The organism is Sneathiella sp. HT1-7 (assembly GCF_020731145.1).
GTDB lineage: Bacteria > Pseudomonadota > Alphaproteobacteria > Sneathiellales > Sneathiellaceae > Sneathiella.
The window spans coordinates 844557-859784 of the sequence record NZ_JAJFZN010000002.1 but is presented as its reverse complement, the minus strand read 5'-3'; the positions used below and the strand labels follow the sequence as shown (position 1 = coordinate 859784).

Sequence of the window (15228 nt, the reverse complement as noted above, 5' to 3'; positions counted from 1 at the left end):
AATCGCTATGAAATACATTGCACTCATACTTACCTTGACGATCGCACTCACTGCTCCGGCCGTTTCAGTTGCCGGAGAGACGATCACCCTCCGCCGCGACATCGCGGTTGAAGGGGAACAGATTACCCTTGGCGATCTTTTCCTCGGCACCGGCGAAAAGGCCGACCAAGTTATCGCGCCCGCACCTGCGCCCGGAAAATCAACGGTGTTCAAGGCTATCTCGGTTGCACGTTATGTTCATGCAGAAGGACTTGAATGGCGCCCGGCAAATCCGATCCGTCGAATAACTGTCCGCCGCGTCGGCTCCAGCATTCCGCAACAGGTCATTTCCGATCAAATTCGTGCTGCACTTGAGTATGAACTGGATCTGGATCTTTTCGAAATGAACCTGGCAACACAAAATCTGAATATCCAGATTGCGGCGGATGAACAGCAGACGGTCTCAGTTGAGAATCTTTTCATCAATCGCGATAGCGGTCAGTTCGTAGTCGAAATCCTCGCGCCCGCCCATTCCGAGAACGGTCAGCGTATCCGGTTGAGCGGACAGGTGCATGCACAGATGATGGTACCGGTCCTCAAGCGTTTCAAATCCGCAGGTGAAGAAATCCGCGAAAGCGACATCGACTATAAAGCAGAGCGCAGCAGCAAAATAGGCCGACAAATTGTTACCGATGCCGCGCTGCTGATCGGTAAGAGTCCTCGGCGCTCCGTTCGCTCTGGCCTGCCCATTAGCATGAGCAACCTAGGTGATCCGGTGCTCGTGGAAAAAGGCAAGTTGGTTGCCGTCATCCTGCAACAGGGAGGCATGTATCTCACCGTTACAGGTCGCACCCTGGAATCCGGCGGGGAAGAGGACGTGATCCGAGTTGAAAACATTAACAGCCGCAAGGTTATTCAGGCCCAGGTGATAAGCGCACAGGAAGTACGTATCATCACCCGCCAGCCGCAGTTGGCCTCCGCCAGCAGCATCAAGAACTAGAGGAACGTTCCATGACGAACTATATGACAACGATTATTCGCCTCCTTATAGTGGTTGGTCTTGGGGTCGCTCTTTCGGGCTGTAACTTCTTTACTCGCCTCGCAAATATCGGCAGCGAGCCGCCGCTTTCCCAAATCGAGAACCCAGTCACCCAGAAAGGCTATCAGCCGGTCTCTATGCCGATGCCTCGCCCAGAACCCGTGTTGCAACAGGCCAACTCCCTCTGGCGGCCCGGCTCAAAGGCCTTCTTCAAGGACCAGCGGGCAAACCAGGTCGGCGATATCGTGACCGTGCTTGTTGAGATTGAGGACAAGGCCACGCTAAATAATTCCACTGATACGACGCGGGCAAGCTCTGAGGAAGCTGGTTTTGCCGGATTTCTCGGGTTAGAATCACAGGTGACCAAAATTCTTCCTGAAGGAACCGACGCCAGCGCCCTGATCGATCTTGGCAGTGATCATAGCGTTAGTGGATCCGGCGCTGTCAACCGGAACGAAACCATCAATATGGAGATTGCCGCCATCGTCACCCAAATTCTCCCCAACGGGAATATGGTCATTGTTGGCCGTCAGGAAGTTCGTGTGAACTTCGAAAGCCGTGATCTATCTGTGACAGGCGTTGTCCGGCCGGAGGATATTACATCTTCCAACACGATTGAGTCGGCGAAGATTGCTGAAGCCCGTATTGCCTACGGTGGCCGTGGTCATCTGACCGATGTCCAGCAGGGACGTTATGGTCAGCAACTCTTTGACATCATCTTCCCCTTCTAAGGAAGACCCTGAAACAGAAAAAGCCGGTTCATATCGAACCGGCTTTTTTGTTGTCTTATCCTGGCTGAAGGAGGCTTAGTCGTCGCGATAACTTTTCTCACGGCGTTCATGCCGCTCCTGTGCTTCCAGGCTGAGTGTTGCAACCGGACGGGCTTCCAGCCGTTTGAGGGAGATCGGCTCACCCGTCTCCACGCAATAGCCATACTGACCTTCGTCAATCCGCCTCAGCGCTGAATCAATCTTGCCGATAAGTTTTCGCTGCCGGTCACGAGTGCGTAGTTCCAGCGTCCGTTCCGACTCCGTAGAGGCGCGATCTGCGATATCTGGCTCTTTCACAGTTTCTTCCTGCAAACTCAGGATTGTCTGGTTCGCATCAGCAAGTATTTCATTCCGCCATTTCAATAATTTGGCGCGAAAATACTCTTGCTGGCGAGAATTCATGAAGGGCTCGTCCTCGGACGGGCGATAGTCATCAGGAATTTGAACGTTCATTAAGCGACTCCAGTTCCCATATATCAAATGTCTCAACACGGACATCTAAAAAATTAACGGCAATAAATATAAGATCGCGGCTTTATTAGCAACAACCTATTCGATAGTGATAAAATATTTATGAAGGGCTTATGAAAATCAATGGGTTATCAAATAAAAATACATCATCCGACTTGAAAAAAACCTCAATAGCCGAATTTGGCGAGTTCAACCGCGGCCCGCACCTCGATATCCTTGACAATCTGCTGCAATGCCGGATCGGCATCGGAGACATTATAACCGGACAGGGTTTCCTGCAGCTGCTTGAGTTTGTCCGCAGATAAAGTCCCCATCAGCAGTCCATCGCGAATGGATTCCAGTTTTTCAAGAAGATCATGCCCCTTGTCCAGCGCTCTCTTGTTCCCTTTCGGCAATCTGTCATCAACCCCTTGCAGGGCGACCAATGCGTCAATTGAGCCAATAGGAGAAGATGAAGAGACACCACCGCCAACCGCAGCTTCCACCGCGTCACTTTCAACCGAAAATTTTTCGCCGGATTTTTGCGACGCCTTGCCGCCTTTGCTGCCGGATGCCGCAGTTGCCCGACCTGATCCGCCCACTTTCATATTAGAACCGTTACCCCGTCACTTCTGAAATGACAAATATTGCCGAATTCCATTCTCAAGGGACATTCTTTCCCGGTCAAGGGGAAGATATTGCCCCGTTTTCCCGACTTTGCAAGAGTATTGTAATTTTATCCATATAAATCAACATATTAATCAACAAAGAAACTGGCACGTTTTTCGCTTTACTAATCCTGAAATTAGAAAATTTTGGATATCGAAGAACGGAATTTATTGATGGCCTTGAAATTAGTCCAACATATCTCAGCTCAGTTGAAGGTAAAATCACGGCATTTGACGGCCGTTTTTGTCGCACTTAGCTGCCTATTCTGGTCGTTTGACGCGGCCAATGCCGCTTCGCGCGTAAAAGATATCGCCGAATTCGAAGGTATTCGAGACAACATCCTGGTTGGTTACGGTCTAGTTGTCGGGCTGAACGGAACAGGAGACTCTCTGTCCAACTCACCGTTTACCGAGCAAAGCCTAACCGCCATGCTGGAGCGCCTCGGCGTAAACACAAGTGGTGAAACGCTAAAGACGAAGAACGTTGCGGCGGTGGTTGTAACGGCCACCCTGCCCCCGTTTCAGCGTCAGGGTACGAAAATCGATATCGTTGTCAGCTCCTTGGGCGACGCCACAAACCTGATGGGCGGAACGCTGGTCGTAACACCTCTGATGGCAGCTGATGGTGAAGTTTATGCGGTCGCGCAAGGCACGCTGACCGTTGCCGGATTTGCCGCCGGTGGCGCAGCGGAAAGCATTACCCGTGGTGTCCCGACGACAGCCCGCGTTGTAAACGGGGCGATCGTTGAACGCGAACTCGGCTTTGATCTCGCGTCTCTGACAAGCCTGCGTATTTCTCTTCGTAATCCGGATCTGACCACCTCCCGCCGGATCGCCGGCGCGATTAATAAATATATTGGCAAGCCGGTCGCGGAACCAACTGATCCGTCAACGGTTGTCCTTAATCTTGCGGGCAGTGAGCGCGATAATATGGTCGATTTGCTGGCGGATATTGAACAATTGCAGGTCAACCCCGACCAGACCGCCCGTGTCGTCATTGACGAACAATCCGGCATTATCGTGATCGGCAGCGAGGTCAAGGTAGATACAGTCGCTATCGCCCAGGGGAACCTGACGGTGCGTATTACCGAGACACCGCAAGTCTCGCAACCGGCCCCCTTCTCTGAAACAGGCGAAACTGTTGTTGTCCCGCGGACCAATATCGAGGTGGATGATGACAGTGACAAAAAGCTAACCATCCTGAAAGAAGGTGTCCGCCTTCAGGATCTTGTTGACGGACTGAACGCACTCGGCATTGGTCCGCGAGATATGATCTCCATCCTTCAGGCAATCAAGGCCGCAGGTGCTCTGCAGGCTGATATCGAGTTAATGTAATGACCAATATTCAAGCTACGAATCCGAACTTTATCGTCGATACCGGCGCGAACGGCAAAAATGGCGGCGCAGGAGAAAACGAGAAGATAAGGCAAACCGCCATCGAGTTTGAGGCCTTCTTTCTTAGTCAGGTTCTGAACTCCATGTCCTCAGGACTGGAGGTAGACAAGACCTTTGGTGGCGGCGAATCCGAAAAGATGTTCCGTTCCATGCTCAACGATGAACATGCCAAGTCCATGAGCCGCAATAGCAGCGTCGGCATTGCCGATGCTGTTTATCGCGAAATGCTGGCACTGCAGGAGGTATAAAAGATGACCGTAGACACCCAAACCAGCGGCCCAATTCTGATGAGCCCCGAAGCATTGGCCCGCCTAATCGCGCGGCTGAGTGACATTCTTGAGCAAGAGAACAAGCTCCTCCATGAGAATAATCCGGATGGCTTCAAGGCAACACTGAATGAAAAAACCCGCCTAATCGCGATCTATAACCAGCAGATGTCTCTCGTGAAAAAGAACCCGGATGCCTTCAAGGCGTTTCCCAAGGCAGACATCGACCACCTCAAGCAGACGAGCGAAATCTTCTATGGCATTCTTGATCGCCATTTCAGGAAACTCTCTACCGCCAGAACAGTCACGGAAGGTCTGGTTAAGTCAGTCGCGGATGAGGTGGCAAAGAAAAAAGCGCCGCCAAGCGCCTATACGTCCCGCGCAAGCGTTGCCAATCCTTTATCGAACAGGAACGCGCGCACAATAAACGGCGCGATTGCCATCAATCAGGTTATTTGAGAGGGAAATGGGGCGGCTTTCAGACTTCGCTGTTAACGGCGAGACCCTGCAATTCGCGATAATAGGCAACGCGTCGCAGCACGTAATCACCGGGGAACTGCTTCAACACTTCGTCCGTATTGCGATCGATAAGACGATAAACATATCTGCCGCTTTCTTTGTCCTGATCAATCGAAAAGCGACCGGAAGGGTAATTCGAATCAGCGAAGAAACCGCCAATGGCCTCTTCCGCACGCTTTACGGGGTCCGTAACGTTAGCATCTGACGCCAGCGACAGAGACCTATCATCGCGCGTAGACTTGGCCAAAGTATTATGGTTCGCAGCGGAAGCACCGGTCTGCGGCGTGGAAAGTATCGCGTTTTGTTTTCCGAATGGGGTTACGTCCATAACGCAACTCCTCTCCTTCAGGGCTTAAATAAACTCAAATATTCTATTCACGGCGAACCGCAAGTCACAAAGCTAGCTGAAATTTCTTAACAAAAAGTTAACGCCCACCACCCATCCCACCTTAGGTAGTTCTAATAGGAGAAAAATCGGGCGTTAATCGGTATTAAAATGGGAAGAGATGAGGCTGCTACTGGGCGCCATACTGTATATAATCCGTCCAGATTCGCTCAATCTGCCGCAAATGCTTGCGGGTTTCGGCAATGTCGGGCGCCGGATTGGAACGCGCGAGAAGGTCCGACTGCTTCTGTTCCACCAAAGTTAGTTTTTCGACCATATCAAGCCCCTTTTCAGAGAGCTTAATCATTGTAGCGCGCCGGTCACGTTCCGATTTTTCCTGAAGAAGATAGCCCATTTCAACAAGCTTTTTCAGATTGTAGGACGCATTAGATCCCTGGTAATATCCGCGGGACATAAGCTCGCGGACATTGATTTCCTCATCGCCAATATTGGCAAGAAGCAGGGCCTGAACGGCGTTGATGTCCGTAATCTCCATAAGTGTCAGCTCTGTCCGTAAAACATCGAGAAAGCGGCGGTGGAGCCGCTCAATCAACCTGGTGAGCTCATGATATTCTTCAGTCACATTATTTCCTTAAATCAACGGGTATACGCATTATTGAAAAATTATGCTCTCGGAAATCTGGCTTATTCTGCCCTGACAATCTTAACGAATTGTAAAATGTTAAAAATTCTTGACGAACTAGAGGAGATATCGACATAAATCCTCCGAAAATCATCGTTTTTATGGTGATTTCAATCATTGCACAGCTTTCATCAATGCCAAAGTGAGATAGAATAATACTTCTGTTCACGGCAAAATTATGGAAACGTCACCACTTTTTGGCGGAATGGGTCGCGCAATTAACGGGAATTTAATGTCAATGCCGCATGTTGACACGTTAATATCGACTTGTACGGGCAAAAAAATCGTCCTGCCGGGTATGTCGGGCCTGCCTGAATTAACCCGTCTTGGACAAAACCGGTGATCACGATGGGCCGGTATCAAAAGATGGAAACGGAATTAACATGACTGAAGGTCACGATGATGAGCTCGCCAGATTGGTTGCTCTGTCGAAAGACAGTAGCAAGCGCGGCCGCCATCAGCTCTTCAATAACATCAGCGATCTGTTCATGCAGGACGAAGAGCGTTTGAGCGAGCAAGAACATGCGCTCATTGTCAGCATTCTGACAAAGCTTCTCACTGAGATTGAAACAACGCTGCGCCAGAATTTGGCAGAGGAACTGGCAGATCATGAGAATGTGCCCCATGGGTTGATTACGCTGCTAGCTAATGACGAAATTGAAGTTGCCCGCCCTATTCTGTTCAAGAGTCATCTCCTGGCGGAACCCGACCTGATCGAAATTATCCAGAACCGCGGGAAGGAGCATATGCTCGCCATTGCCGAGCGGGACGACCTGAACACGACGCTAAGCGATATGCTCATCAGCCACGGCGACGAGGATGTGATTTCTCATCTGATCGAAAATGGTGACGCCAAGATCTCCCGCGACAGCATGGAATATCTGGTCGAGGAATCCCGCCGTATTGACCGCTTTCAGGAACCGTTGATCGCGCGGCACGACATCCCCTCGGATCTTGCCCATAAGATGTTCTGGTGGGTATCGGCGGCGCTGCGCCGACATATCCTGGAGAATTTCGAGATTGACGAGTTGGAGCTCAATGAGAAGATCGTCGCGGCGGCGAAAACTGAATATCGCTATGATATCGATGAGAAAAGTTCCAACGCGGACAAACTGATTGCTGAACTATCGAAACGCAAAGAGCTGAACGAGAAATTTCTGGTGCAATCCTTGCGCGGTCGTCAGATACGGCTGTTTGTGATCGGCCTTGCAGAACTTTCCGGGCTGGATTACCGGAAAATCAGCCGATTTATCTATGATCCCAATGCCGAGGCTTTGATCGTCGTCCTCAAGGCGCTGGAGTTCAGCCGAAACTCTTTTTCCACTATTTACCTTCTAACCCGCAATATTTCCCACAATAAAACAATAAAAAAGTCAACACGACCGGAAGAAGTAGAGATTATTATGAAATTTTATGATAAAATTTCTACAAAGAACGCGAAAATGACGTTACGCTTCTGGCAGTTGGAGCGTGACTATACGGAAATTGTTGAACAACTCGATGCCGATCTTGATGACGACCGGGTTTACTTATGATTTTCGCGTGTGGTGTAAATGCGTACAAGGGAACATGTCGGATTGCATGTATTGAGTAAATGACGGAACGGGGGCAAGGAAGCGTTGTATCGCTTCATACCGATGCCAAAAACAACAACGGCTCAGATAACTCGTCGATGCAGGGTATTATCAGCCGGGAGTTTTTTGACGCTGTTTTCGAACAAGCCCCCCCGATGTATATGGCACGCCCGGATGGGACTGTTATATACGCCAACAGCGGATATCGTACACATTTTCGCCCCGGTGCCGCGCAGCGAGTAGAGGATAAAATCCTCCCGACCCTGCCGCAGGATCATCTCGACATCGTCATCCGTATCGCCGAGACGCATGAAACCGAAACCCGGCAGCTCGCGCTCATGACCGGGAAAGAACCTGAATATTTTCTTTCCCGTCATTTCCCGATTTTTGATGACGATGATCAATTGATCGCCATTTGCGGCAGCTTCATCAATTCCACCCGCCAGGTTAATGCGGAAGCCAAATTGAGAGAAGAAAAGCGACGGTTTCTTGACATTACCCGCGCGGCCTCTGACTGGATCTGGGAAACAAATGCGGATGGACAATTAACATTTGTTTCTGACCGGGCCGTACAGGCCGTGGGCCTGCCGCCGATGTTGCTGAAAGGCAAGAGCCTTGCCGATCTAGGCGTGTTCAAACCGGAGGCAGATGGTAGTAATCGGGCCGAGAGCGCCATGAAACAGCATGTGCCATTCCGCTCGATCCCGCTTGAAATTCAGGACACCAGCGGCGCTTACAAGATTTTCAATATGTCCGGTGTTCCCGTTTTCGATGACAAAGGTCGATTTGTCGGCTATCGCGGGACGAGCGACGATATCACTGCGCGCCTTCTCGCGGAGGACGAGGCTATGTCCTCGAAAGCCGACCTGGAACAGGCGATTAACGAAATTACCAAGAAAAACATGCAGTTGGAAGTAACTGCTAAGAAAGCACTAGAATCTGCAAAAGCCAAGGATACATTCCTTGCCAATATGAGTCATGAACTGCGCACGCCGCTCAACGCCATTATCGGTTTTGCCGAAGTCATTGGCCTTGAAACCTTTGGTCCGATCAGTGATAAATACCGGGAGTATGTCGGTGACATCCTGAATTCCGGTAAGCATCTGTTGAGCCTAATCGAAGACATTCTGGATATCGCCCGCATCGAGAGCGATAAAATCCCGATCGAGATTGTGCCTACCCCCCTCGCCGGCATGGTGGCCGACGCCTATGTTCTGATACAAAATCATGCGCAAGAGAAGAATCTCGAGATGATCGGCACTCGAATCACGGAGGACATCAAACTCGCGGTTGATCCGACCCGCTGCCTGCAAATTCTTGTCAATATTATCGGCAATGCGGTGAAATTTACGCCGCGCGGCGGTACAATTGGTATCGAATATGACATTATTGATGATGCCTTTGTGGACATAACAGTTTGGGATACTGGGCCGGGCATTGCCGAGGAAGATCAGGAAAAAATCTTCGAAGCCTTTAAGCAGGCTCATGAAGGCGTTTACAGCCGAGGCACAGACGGTGTCGGCCTCGGCCTGACGCTTTCGCTAAAACTCGCGCGGCTCATGGGCGGGAACATTTCAGTGAAGAGCAGCTTGTCAGACGGCAGCCGCTTCAAGGTTCGCCTGCCCCTCGCCCATTAAGCCCCTCTTTATCTGATTCATATGTCATCTTAGCTCTCTAATTAACAGAGTTTTAACAATAACTACTTATCCTAAGGTTGTAATATCCTAATCTTTGGACAAGTTTTTATGGCCGCTTCTGCTCAGGAAAAAATCGAAACGTTAAATATGCTTGTCGACCTAGCAGAGACAAGCTCACGGCAGAAGCGCGAATTCCTGTACAATCGGATCAGTGAATTCCTCATTGAAGATCATCTGAAATTTTCCGACTCTGAAAAAGACATCATGGCCGATATCATCTGTCGGATAACCAGTGATGTCGAAAAATCGATCCGCGCAAAATTTGCGAAAACATTGGCCCCTAGGGAGGACATCCCGAAAAGCCTTCTGGTGTTTCTGGCCAATGACGAGATAGAGGTTGCGCTCCCGATCCTTCAGGGGTGCGGCCTGCTGGCAGAGCGTGATCTTCTGGATATTGTCAAACATCGTTCCAATCAGCATCAGCTCGCCGTTGCTGCGCGGGACAATATTGGAGAAGATCTCTGCACAGCGCTTTGCGAGATAAATGATCCGGACATAACCGTCACCCTGCTCAAGAATCACAGCGCGCAGATGCCGCTCCTTACGCTCAGCTATCTGGGAGAACAGTCAGAATTTATACCAGAATATCAGCGTCCACTTCTGGAGCGACCTTTCTTGCCCAAACCAATCGCTGAGAAAATGTACCGTTGGGTCTCTATGTCCTTACGAGAGTATATTGCCGAGAATTTTGACGTGGATGTCCGTGCCCTTGAGATTAATATCGATGACCGCAACGATACCATCGACGCCATCTCCAAGGATAGCGATCCCTCCTATCGCCTCGTCGAAAAACTCCACAGGTCCGGCGATCTCTCTCCTCGCTTTATGATCAAGTCACTACATCAGGGGGAAATAGATCTATTTGAATTTTCCTTTGCAAAACTGCTTGGTTTGGAAGGTGAAAGCGATGATATCCGTAATATTATCTATGCAGACAATCCGGAGATCCTCGCCGTTGCCAGCCGCAGCCTGGACATTGACCGGGTCATTTTCAAATCAATTTACGACCTTACCGCCTCCATTCGCGAACAAAATGCCTCCATTCTTTCGCCTGCTAAATCGGTGTCGATGGATTTCTACGATCTGCTGACACAAGAGTCCGCCAAAGCCGCCCTTAAAAATGCAGACTTCATGTCTGGAAAAATCAGATACGCCGAGATATCCTAGTCGACATCGCTTCTTTTCCATGATTGCTTGCAAAACATATTTAAAAATATATTTTTAGATGAGAAGCTTCGCGTCTCTTCTTGACTGGAATATGAATGTGATTGATCCCTTTGGCAGAAAAATCGACTATCTCCGCGTATCGGTGACGGATCGGTGCGATTTCCGCTGCAAATACTGCATGTCGGAAAATATGACCTTCCTGCCAAAAAAGGACGTTCTCAGCCTGGAAGAACTGGAGATGGTCTCCGCCGCCTTTATCCGCAAAGGCGTGCGCAAAATCCGTATTACCGGCGGGGAGCCACTGGTCCGCAAGGGAATTATGGAGCTGTTCCGAAATTTGGGCCTCTATATTAAAAGTGGCGAATTGGATGAACTGACCCTCACCACCAACGGCAGCCAGCTTGGGAAGTATGCCGCGGAATTATATGATGCTGGCGTGCGGCGGCTGAATGTCTCACTCGACACCCTTAATCCCTATCAATTTCAGGATATCACCCGCTGGGGCAACTTTGAAAAGGTGATGGAAAGTATCCGCATCGCCAAGAATGCCGGGCTTAAAATCAAGATCAACACGGTCGCGCTCAAGGGATTTAATGACAATGAATTCAATGATATGATCCAATGGGTTGGCGATGAGGGCATGGATATCACCTTTATCGAGACCATGCCCATGGGGACTATCGACGGACAACGCTCAGATCAGTATCTCCCCCTCTCGCAAGTGAAAAAACAGCTCGCAGAGCGTTGGACCCTGACGCCATCCACCTACCGCACCGGCGGCCCGTCTGACTATGTCGATGTGGCGGAGACCGGTGGCCGGATCGGCTTTATCACGCCGCTCACCCATAACTTCTGCGAAAGCTGCAACCGGGTCCGTCTGACCTGCACTGGCATGCTCTATATGTGTCTCGGGCAGGAGGATAGCGCGAACCTGAAAACTGTCCTGCGCGGCGAAAACGGCCTTAAAGCTCTGGACGCCGCAATTGATGAAGCCATTGGTCGCAAGCCCAAGGGCCATGATTTCGTTATCGACCGGCAATCCGATGATCGCCCGGCGGTTCCCCGCCATATGAGCGTGACGGGCGGCTAACGGCAGATGAAAATACATTTTACTGCGAGCGAATCGGAAGATGCGCAAAGTGCCTGCGAAAGCCTGATAGCCCGCTATGGCGATATTCCTGCCAAAGATGCTGAAATTATTGTCGCTCTTGGCGGGGACGGGTTCATGTTGGAAACCATGCATGCGTTTATGGACTCCAATCTTGCCATCTACGGCATGAACAAGGGAACTGTCGGATTTCTACTCAATACCTACCGCGAAGAAGGCCTGATCGAACGGTTAAAGGCGGGTGAAATCACCAAGCTTCATCCCCTCCAAATGGTCGCTGTTGATATGCATGGGAAAGAGACACAAGCCCTTGCCATCAATGAAGTATCCCTGCTGCGAGAGAGCCGCCAGACTGCTAAGATACGCATATCAATCGATGGGCATGTCAAGGTCGCGGAGCTCACCTGTGACGGAGTGTTGGTGGCAACGCCAGCGGGCAGCACCGCCTATAACTATTCCGCCCATGGCCCGATCCTGCCGGTAAATGCCGGTGTTCTCGCCCTCACACCGATCAGCGCCTTTCGCCCCAGAAGGTGGCGCGGCGCCATTCTCCCGCGGGAAGCGCGGATTGAGTTGGAAGTTCTCGAAGCCGCAAAAAGACCGGTCAGTGCCGTTGCGGACGCCGTGGAGGTACGGGATGTTTCAACAGTTACCGTTGAGGAAAAGCGCGATATCACCATGCGTCTCCTGTTCGATCCGGAGCATAATCTGGAAAAGCGGATCCTCGACGAACAGTTCATTCTGTAACGGATAAGACGTGCGCCTTAACGCTTTATAAAATTTTACTAATTTTTGACTAAGATTTGGCGTAGTTCGTAAATCTTCCTTAATTTTTAATCGGTAATTTTTCTCCATGAGACAACAGCTGGAGCGAAAAACCGATTGTAAAAACCGGTTTCTTCCTCTCCAGTTTTAAAGAACCGTGCAGGAGAGTTCTGATGAAGGTTATTGCAGTTGCATCACAAAAGGGTGGTTCAGGTAAGACTACACTTGCCGGACATCTAGCTGTTCAGGCCGAAATGGCCGGCGGCGGCCCAGTGGCGCTTGTTGATACAGACCCCCAGGGTAGCCTGTCGGAATGGTGGAACGAACGCGAGGCGGAAACCCCGCTGTTCGCACGGACGACCGTAGAACGCCTTGAGGCGGATATTGGCCGGATGAAAAAGATGGGCATCAAATTGCTGTTTGTTGATACGCCGCCCGCCATCACCTCAACAATTGCCAATGTGATTGGGCTATCGGACTTGCTTATCATTCCAACCCGGCCCAGTCCGCATGACCTTCGGGCTGTCGGGGCGACAGTGGAACTGGCCGAAGGGCTGAATACCCCGTTGATTTTCGTCGTCAATGGCGCAACCCCACGCGCCCGGATCACCAGCGAGGCCGCAATTGCGCTTTCCCAGCATGGGACGCTTGCTCCGGCAATCATTCATCAGCGCGTCGATTTCGCCTCCAGCATGATCGATGGCCGAACGACCATGGAACTGAATCCCGGTTCGCGCTCAAGTGACGAGATCACCAAGCTCTGGGCCTATATCGATGAGCGTTTATCGCGCATGGAAACCAACCACGCGATGCCGACTGCACATCATATTTCCGCCTCTCCCGCTAGCAATCGTGCGGCATACAACTAATATCTGACGGCCATCTACAAGAAGAAGATTTGTCATGAAAGCTGCTTTTCTATCCAGTTCATTGATTGCCTCCAAGGGTAAGGCCGCCCCGGCTTCGCCGCGTCTGACGCCGAAAAACCTTCTCGACGACGACAAAAAAGACGGCAACAGCCATGTATCTCGCATCTATGACAGGGTGCGCGAGTATGCCGAACCGCATAATACAGAGCCAGAGCAGGAAGCATCGGATACACCGGAGCAGGACATCTCCGATACCATCACTGAGACACCCGAATTCGATTCTGACGATAGTGTCCCGGCCTTCATGACACGGGAAACCGCGACGCCGAAAAAGGCCGTGACAGACAGCAATGGCACGCCATCCTATCAACAGGCAAATATCTCCCGCCCCTCCACAAACGGAGTGTCTAGCCGTCGGGAAATCACGCCGATTGGGGATGAAAAGGTGCAGGAAATTGCTGCAGAAGTCTCAAAATTAAAGAAAGATGGCCTGGGCCGCATCCGGATTTCTGTTCGCATGACGCCCAAGGATCATTTGCAGCTCAAACTTATCGCGGCGCATACACAGATGTCTGCGCAGTCGATCTTTGAAACCGCTCTGGAAGAGTATGTCGCCAATCATGGAACGGCGATCCTCCCGCAATCCTGTAATTGTGTTTTGGACAAGTCGTCCCTCTGAGTGGAAGTATTCAGTCATGCGTGAAAATATTGATGAAAACAAGGAGCTGGAAATCGGCCTTAACGCAGCTTCACTGTCACGGATCAAGGTACGACGGTCTACAGATAAAGCTGCATCGCCACGCAAGGTGAAATCCGGCGATATTACTGACCGTTTGCAGGCACTTTCAGAGGAATTGGAGGCCAGCAAGCCCTCCCCATCCGCATCCGCATCCGAGGCTGTTTTCACGCAGAAAGTGGAAGAGGCCACCCCGCCGCCGTCTCGCAAAAAAGCAAAACCCCGCGCGACCTCCCCGAAAAAACAAGTAAAGGCGAAAAAGCCATCTCCTCCTGTAGCCGAGGAAGTCGTCGTTGAGCCCAAACCCGTTTCCGCCGTCCCGCCTCGTCGGGCGCATTGGGCCCGTCCCGCCGCCACCTCCGGATGGCAGAAGAAAAAGCCGGCCGCCCCGGATATTCTCTCTTATTGGATGGAGATACGCGACGGCAATCGATACCCAACCTGGCGGAAGCTGGACACAGCCAAGATCGGAAAATACTGGCCAAACTGTACCTTAGTTCATTGCGATCGGGTCGCCGGTCGTCTACAGCTGGAAAATGGTTTCGCAAGTGAAGTTCGGCAGGCTACGCAGGCAGAGAACCCACATCAGAAATACACCTCGGATATTGAGTTTACACCGATGGTGGTTGATTGGGTCCTAGGCCTTGCAAGGGATGTCGCCAATTCAGGCAAGCCAACCCACGGGACCGAACACTTCCCGTCCACCTTCGATGAAATTCCGCTCCGCGTGATCGCCCTGCCACTCAGTGAGAACCAGGTCGATGTCGATCATGTTCTTTGCTATGTACAAAAGTTGGATTAATCCACCCAGCTTTTCAGCGTTTCTTTCTCTGGCTCCTTGAAGCCGACCAGATATCGGCCGTTATCTGAAAAAATTGGTCGTTTCAGTAAGGTCGGTTGAGCGAGGATCGCCGTTGATGGATCATCACCTTCCAGTGCCGCTTTCGCCGCATCGTCAAGTTGACGATATGTCGTTCCGCGCTTGTTAATCAGGACATTGCGATCAATTGCGGCAAGCCACTGCGCCAGCTCATCCGGCGGCAGCCCATCAGCTCGCAAATCGTGAAACTTGCTGGCTATCCCCTCTTCCTGTAGCCATTTGAGCGCTTTTCTGCAGGTATCGCAGTTTTTAATCCCATACATAATCACGGTGCGCGTCTCCCTCAAAATCGATCTGGTCTCTTTGTAGCGTGCCACG

At 51.0% G+C, this 15228-nt stretch carries 18 protein-coding genes; 13 read left to right on the top strand and 5 right to left on the bottom strand.

Annotated elements, in window-relative coordinates; translation table 11 throughout:
* Positions 1 to 7: 7 nt before the first annotated feature.
* Together flgA and flgH are read left to right on the top strand one after the other, a co-directional pair.
* Positions 8 to 979: a flagellar basal body P-ring formation chaperone FlgA gene (flgA, locus tag LKE13_RS09520; RefSeq protein ID WP_227950607.1), complete on the top strand. Its 972-nt coding sequence runs from the start codon at positions 8 to 10 to the stop codon at positions 977 to 979.
* 11 nt (positions 980 to 990) lie between these two features.
* A complete protein-coding gene (gene flgH / locus LKE13_RS09515; protein ID WP_227950605.1) occupies positions 991 to 1749 on the top strand; it encodes a flagellar basal body L-ring protein FlgH in 759 nt (252 codons plus the stop codon).
* A gap of 75 nt (positions 1750 to 1824) precedes the next feature.
* On the opposite strand, the gene dksA is transcribed toward flgH, so the two are convergent.
* Positions 1825 to 2241 (bottom strand): RNA polymerase-binding protein DksA, encoded by a 417-nt coding sequence (gene dksA, locus LKE13_RS09510; RefSeq protein WP_227950603.1) that lies wholly within the window; start codon positions 2239 to 2241, stop codon positions 1825 to 1827.
* Between the two features lie 185 nt (positions 2242 to 2426).
* A complete protein-coding gene (locus LKE13_RS09505; protein WP_227950601.1) occupies positions 2427 to 2846 on the bottom strand; it encodes a flagellar assembly protein FliX in 420 nt (139 codons plus the stop codon).
* Positions 2847 to 3080: 234 nt separating this feature from the next.
* On the opposite strand from LKE13_RS09505, the gene LKE13_RS09500 reads away from it, so the two are divergent.
* From LKE13_RS09500 to LKE13_RS09490, 3 genes are read left to right on the top strand one after another with little or no spacing between them, the layout of a single operon-like run.
* Entirely contained in the window at positions 3081 to 4241 is a 1161-nt protein-coding gene (locus tag LKE13_RS09500) for a flagellar basal body P-ring protein FlgI (RefSeq protein ID WP_227950599.1), read from the top strand.
* Positions 4241 to 4549, top strand: coding sequence for a rod-binding protein (locus tag LKE13_RS09495; RefSeq protein WP_227950597.1), 309 nt, complete (start codon positions 4241 to 4243; stop codon positions 4547 to 4549). Before LKE13_RS09500 ends, LKE13_RS09495 begins: the two co-directional genes overlap by 1 nt.
* A gap of 3 nt (positions 4550 to 4552) precedes the next feature.
* Entirely contained in the window at positions 4553 to 5026 is a 474-nt protein-coding gene (locus tag LKE13_RS09490; RefSeq protein WP_227950595.1) for a hypothetical protein, read from the top strand.
* Positions 5027 to 5045: 19 nt separating this feature from the next.
* Here LKE13_RS09490 and LKE13_RS09485 read toward each other — a convergent pair whose 3' ends face one another.
* Both LKE13_RS09485 and LKE13_RS09480 read right to left on the bottom strand, forming a co-directional pair.
* Complete coding sequence (locus tag LKE13_RS09485; RefSeq protein WP_227950591.1) at positions 5046 to 5414, bottom strand: flagellar protein FlaG; 369 nt, start codon at positions 5412 to 5414, stop codon at positions 5046 to 5048.
* A 187-nt stretch (positions 5415 to 5601) separates the two neighbouring features.
* Positions 5602 to 6054 (bottom strand): MarR family winged helix-turn-helix transcriptional regulator, encoded by a 453-nt coding sequence (locus LKE13_RS09480; RefSeq protein ID WP_227950589.1) that lies wholly within the window; start codon positions 6052 to 6054, stop codon positions 5602 to 5604.
* 443 nt (positions 6055 to 6497) lie between these two features.
* Between LKE13_RS09480 and LKE13_RS09475 the strand changes: the two genes are divergently transcribed.
* The 8 genes from LKE13_RS09475 (at position 6498) to LKE13_RS09440 (ending at position 14832) form a co-directional block, all read left to right on the top strand.
* Positions 6498 to 7649, top strand: a complete 1152-nt coding sequence (locus LKE13_RS09475; RefSeq protein ID WP_227950587.1) for a DUF2336 domain-containing protein — start codon at positions 6498 to 6500, stop codon at positions 7647 to 7649.
* A gap of 59 nt (positions 7650 to 7708) precedes the next feature.
* Positions 7709 to 9325 carry a PAS domain-containing hybrid sensor histidine kinase/response regulator gene (locus LKE13_RS09470; protein WP_227950585.1) on the top strand — a complete coding sequence of 539 codons (1617 nt, stop codon included), beginning with the start codon at positions 7709 to 7711 and terminating at the stop codon, positions 9323 to 9325.
* Positions 9326 to 9433: 108 nt separating this feature from the next.
* The gene (locus LKE13_RS09465; protein ID WP_227950583.1) at positions 9434 to 10552 is read left to right on the top strand and encodes a DUF2336 domain-containing protein; all 1119 of its coding nucleotides are present in this window, start codon (positions 9434 to 9436) and stop codon (positions 10550 to 10552) included.
* A gap of 58 nt (positions 10553 to 10610) precedes the next feature.
* On the top strand, positions 10611 to 11642 hold the full coding sequence (gene moaA / locus LKE13_RS09460; RefSeq protein ID WP_227950581.1) for a GTP 3',8-cyclase MoaA: 1032 nt from the start codon (positions 10611 to 10613) through the stop codon (positions 11640 to 11642).
* 6 nt (positions 11643 to 11648) lie between these two features.
* Entirely contained in the window at positions 11649 to 12407 is a 759-nt protein-coding gene (locus LKE13_RS09455; RefSeq protein ID WP_227950579.1) for an NAD kinase, read from the top strand.
* A gap of 191 nt (positions 12408 to 12598) precedes the next feature.
* Entirely contained in the window at positions 12599 to 13294 is a 696-nt protein-coding gene (locus LKE13_RS09450) for a ParA family protein (protein ID WP_227950576.1), read from the top strand.
* Positions 13295 to 13328: 34 nt separating this feature from the next.
* Positions 13329 to 13973, top strand: a complete 645-nt coding sequence (locus LKE13_RS09445) for a hypothetical protein (RefSeq protein WP_227950574.1) — start codon at positions 13329 to 13331, stop codon at positions 13971 to 13973.
* A gap of 16 nt (positions 13974 to 13989) precedes the next feature.
* Complete coding sequence (locus LKE13_RS09440; RefSeq protein ID WP_227950572.1) at positions 13990 to 14832, top strand: hypothetical protein; 843 nt, start codon at positions 13990 to 13992, stop codon at positions 14830 to 14832.
* On the opposite strand, the gene LKE13_RS09435 is transcribed toward LKE13_RS09440, so the two are convergent.
* The gene (locus LKE13_RS09435; RefSeq protein WP_227950570.1) at positions 14829 to 15173 is read right to left on the bottom strand and encodes a Spx/MgsR family RNA polymerase-binding regulatory protein; all 345 of its coding nucleotides are present in this window, start codon (positions 15171 to 15173) and stop codon (positions 14829 to 14831) included. The genes LKE13_RS09440 and LKE13_RS09435 overlap by 4 nt on opposite strands.
* Between the last annotated feature and the right edge of the window lie 55 nt (positions 15174 to 15228).

Coding starts and splice junctions, on each gene's coding strand:
- flgA (WP_227950607.1), top strand. CDS start 8: ATGAAATACATTGCACTCATACTTACCTTGACGATCGCACTCACTGCT.
- flgH (WP_227950605.1), top strand. CDS start 991: ATGACGAACTATATGACAACGATTATTCGCCTCCTTATAGTGGTTGGT.
- dksA (WP_227950603.1), bottom strand. CDS start 2,241: ATGAACGTTCAAATTCCTGATGACTATCGCCCGTCCGAGGACGAGCCC.
- LKE13_RS09505 (WP_227950601.1), bottom strand. CDS start 2,846: ATGAAAGTGGGCGGATCAGGTCGGGCAACTGCGGCATCCGGCAGCAAA.
- LKE13_RS09500 (WP_227950599.1), top strand. CDS start 3,081: ATGGCCTTGAAATTAGTCCAACATATCTCAGCTCAGTTGAAGGTAAAA.
- LKE13_RS09495 (WP_227950597.1), top strand. CDS start 4,241: ATGACCAATATTCAAGCTACGAATCCGAACTTTATCGTCGATACCGGC.
- LKE13_RS09490 (WP_227950595.1), top strand. CDS start 4,553: ATGACCGTAGACACCCAAACCAGCGGCCCAATTCTGATGAGCCCCGAA.
- LKE13_RS09485 (WP_227950591.1), bottom strand. CDS start 5,414: ATGGACGTAACCCCATTCGGAAAACAAAACGCGATACTTTCCACGCCG.
- LKE13_RS09475 (WP_227950587.1), top strand. CDS start 6,498: ATGACTGAAGGTCACGATGATGAGCTCGCCAGATTGGTTGCTCTGTCG.
- LKE13_RS09470 (WP_227950585.1), top strand. CDS start 7,709: ATGACGGAACGGGGGCAAGGAAGCGTTGTATCGCTTCATACCGATGCC.
- LKE13_RS09465 (WP_227950583.1), top strand. CDS start 9,434: ATGGCCGCTTCTGCTCAGGAAAAAATCGAAACGTTAAATATGCTTGTC.
- moaA (WP_227950581.1), top strand. CDS start 10,611: ATGAGAAGCTTCGCGTCTCTTCTTGACTGGAATATGAATGTGATTGAT.
- LKE13_RS09455 (WP_227950579.1), top strand. CDS start 11,649: ATGAAAATACATTTTACTGCGAGCGAATCGGAAGATGCGCAAAGTGCC.
- LKE13_RS09450 (WP_227950576.1), top strand. CDS start 12,599: ATGAAGGTTATTGCAGTTGCATCACAAAAGGGTGGTTCAGGTAAGACT.
- LKE13_RS09445 (WP_227950574.1), top strand. CDS start 13,329: ATGAAAGCTGCTTTTCTATCCAGTTCATTGATTGCCTCCAAGGGTAAG.
- LKE13_RS09440 (WP_227950572.1), top strand. CDS start 13,990: ATGCGTGAAAATATTGATGAAAACAAGGAGCTGGAAATCGGCCTTAAC.
- LKE13_RS09435 (WP_227950570.1), bottom strand. CDS start 15,173: ATGTATGGGATTAAAAACTGCGATACCTGCAGAAAAGCGCTCAAATGG.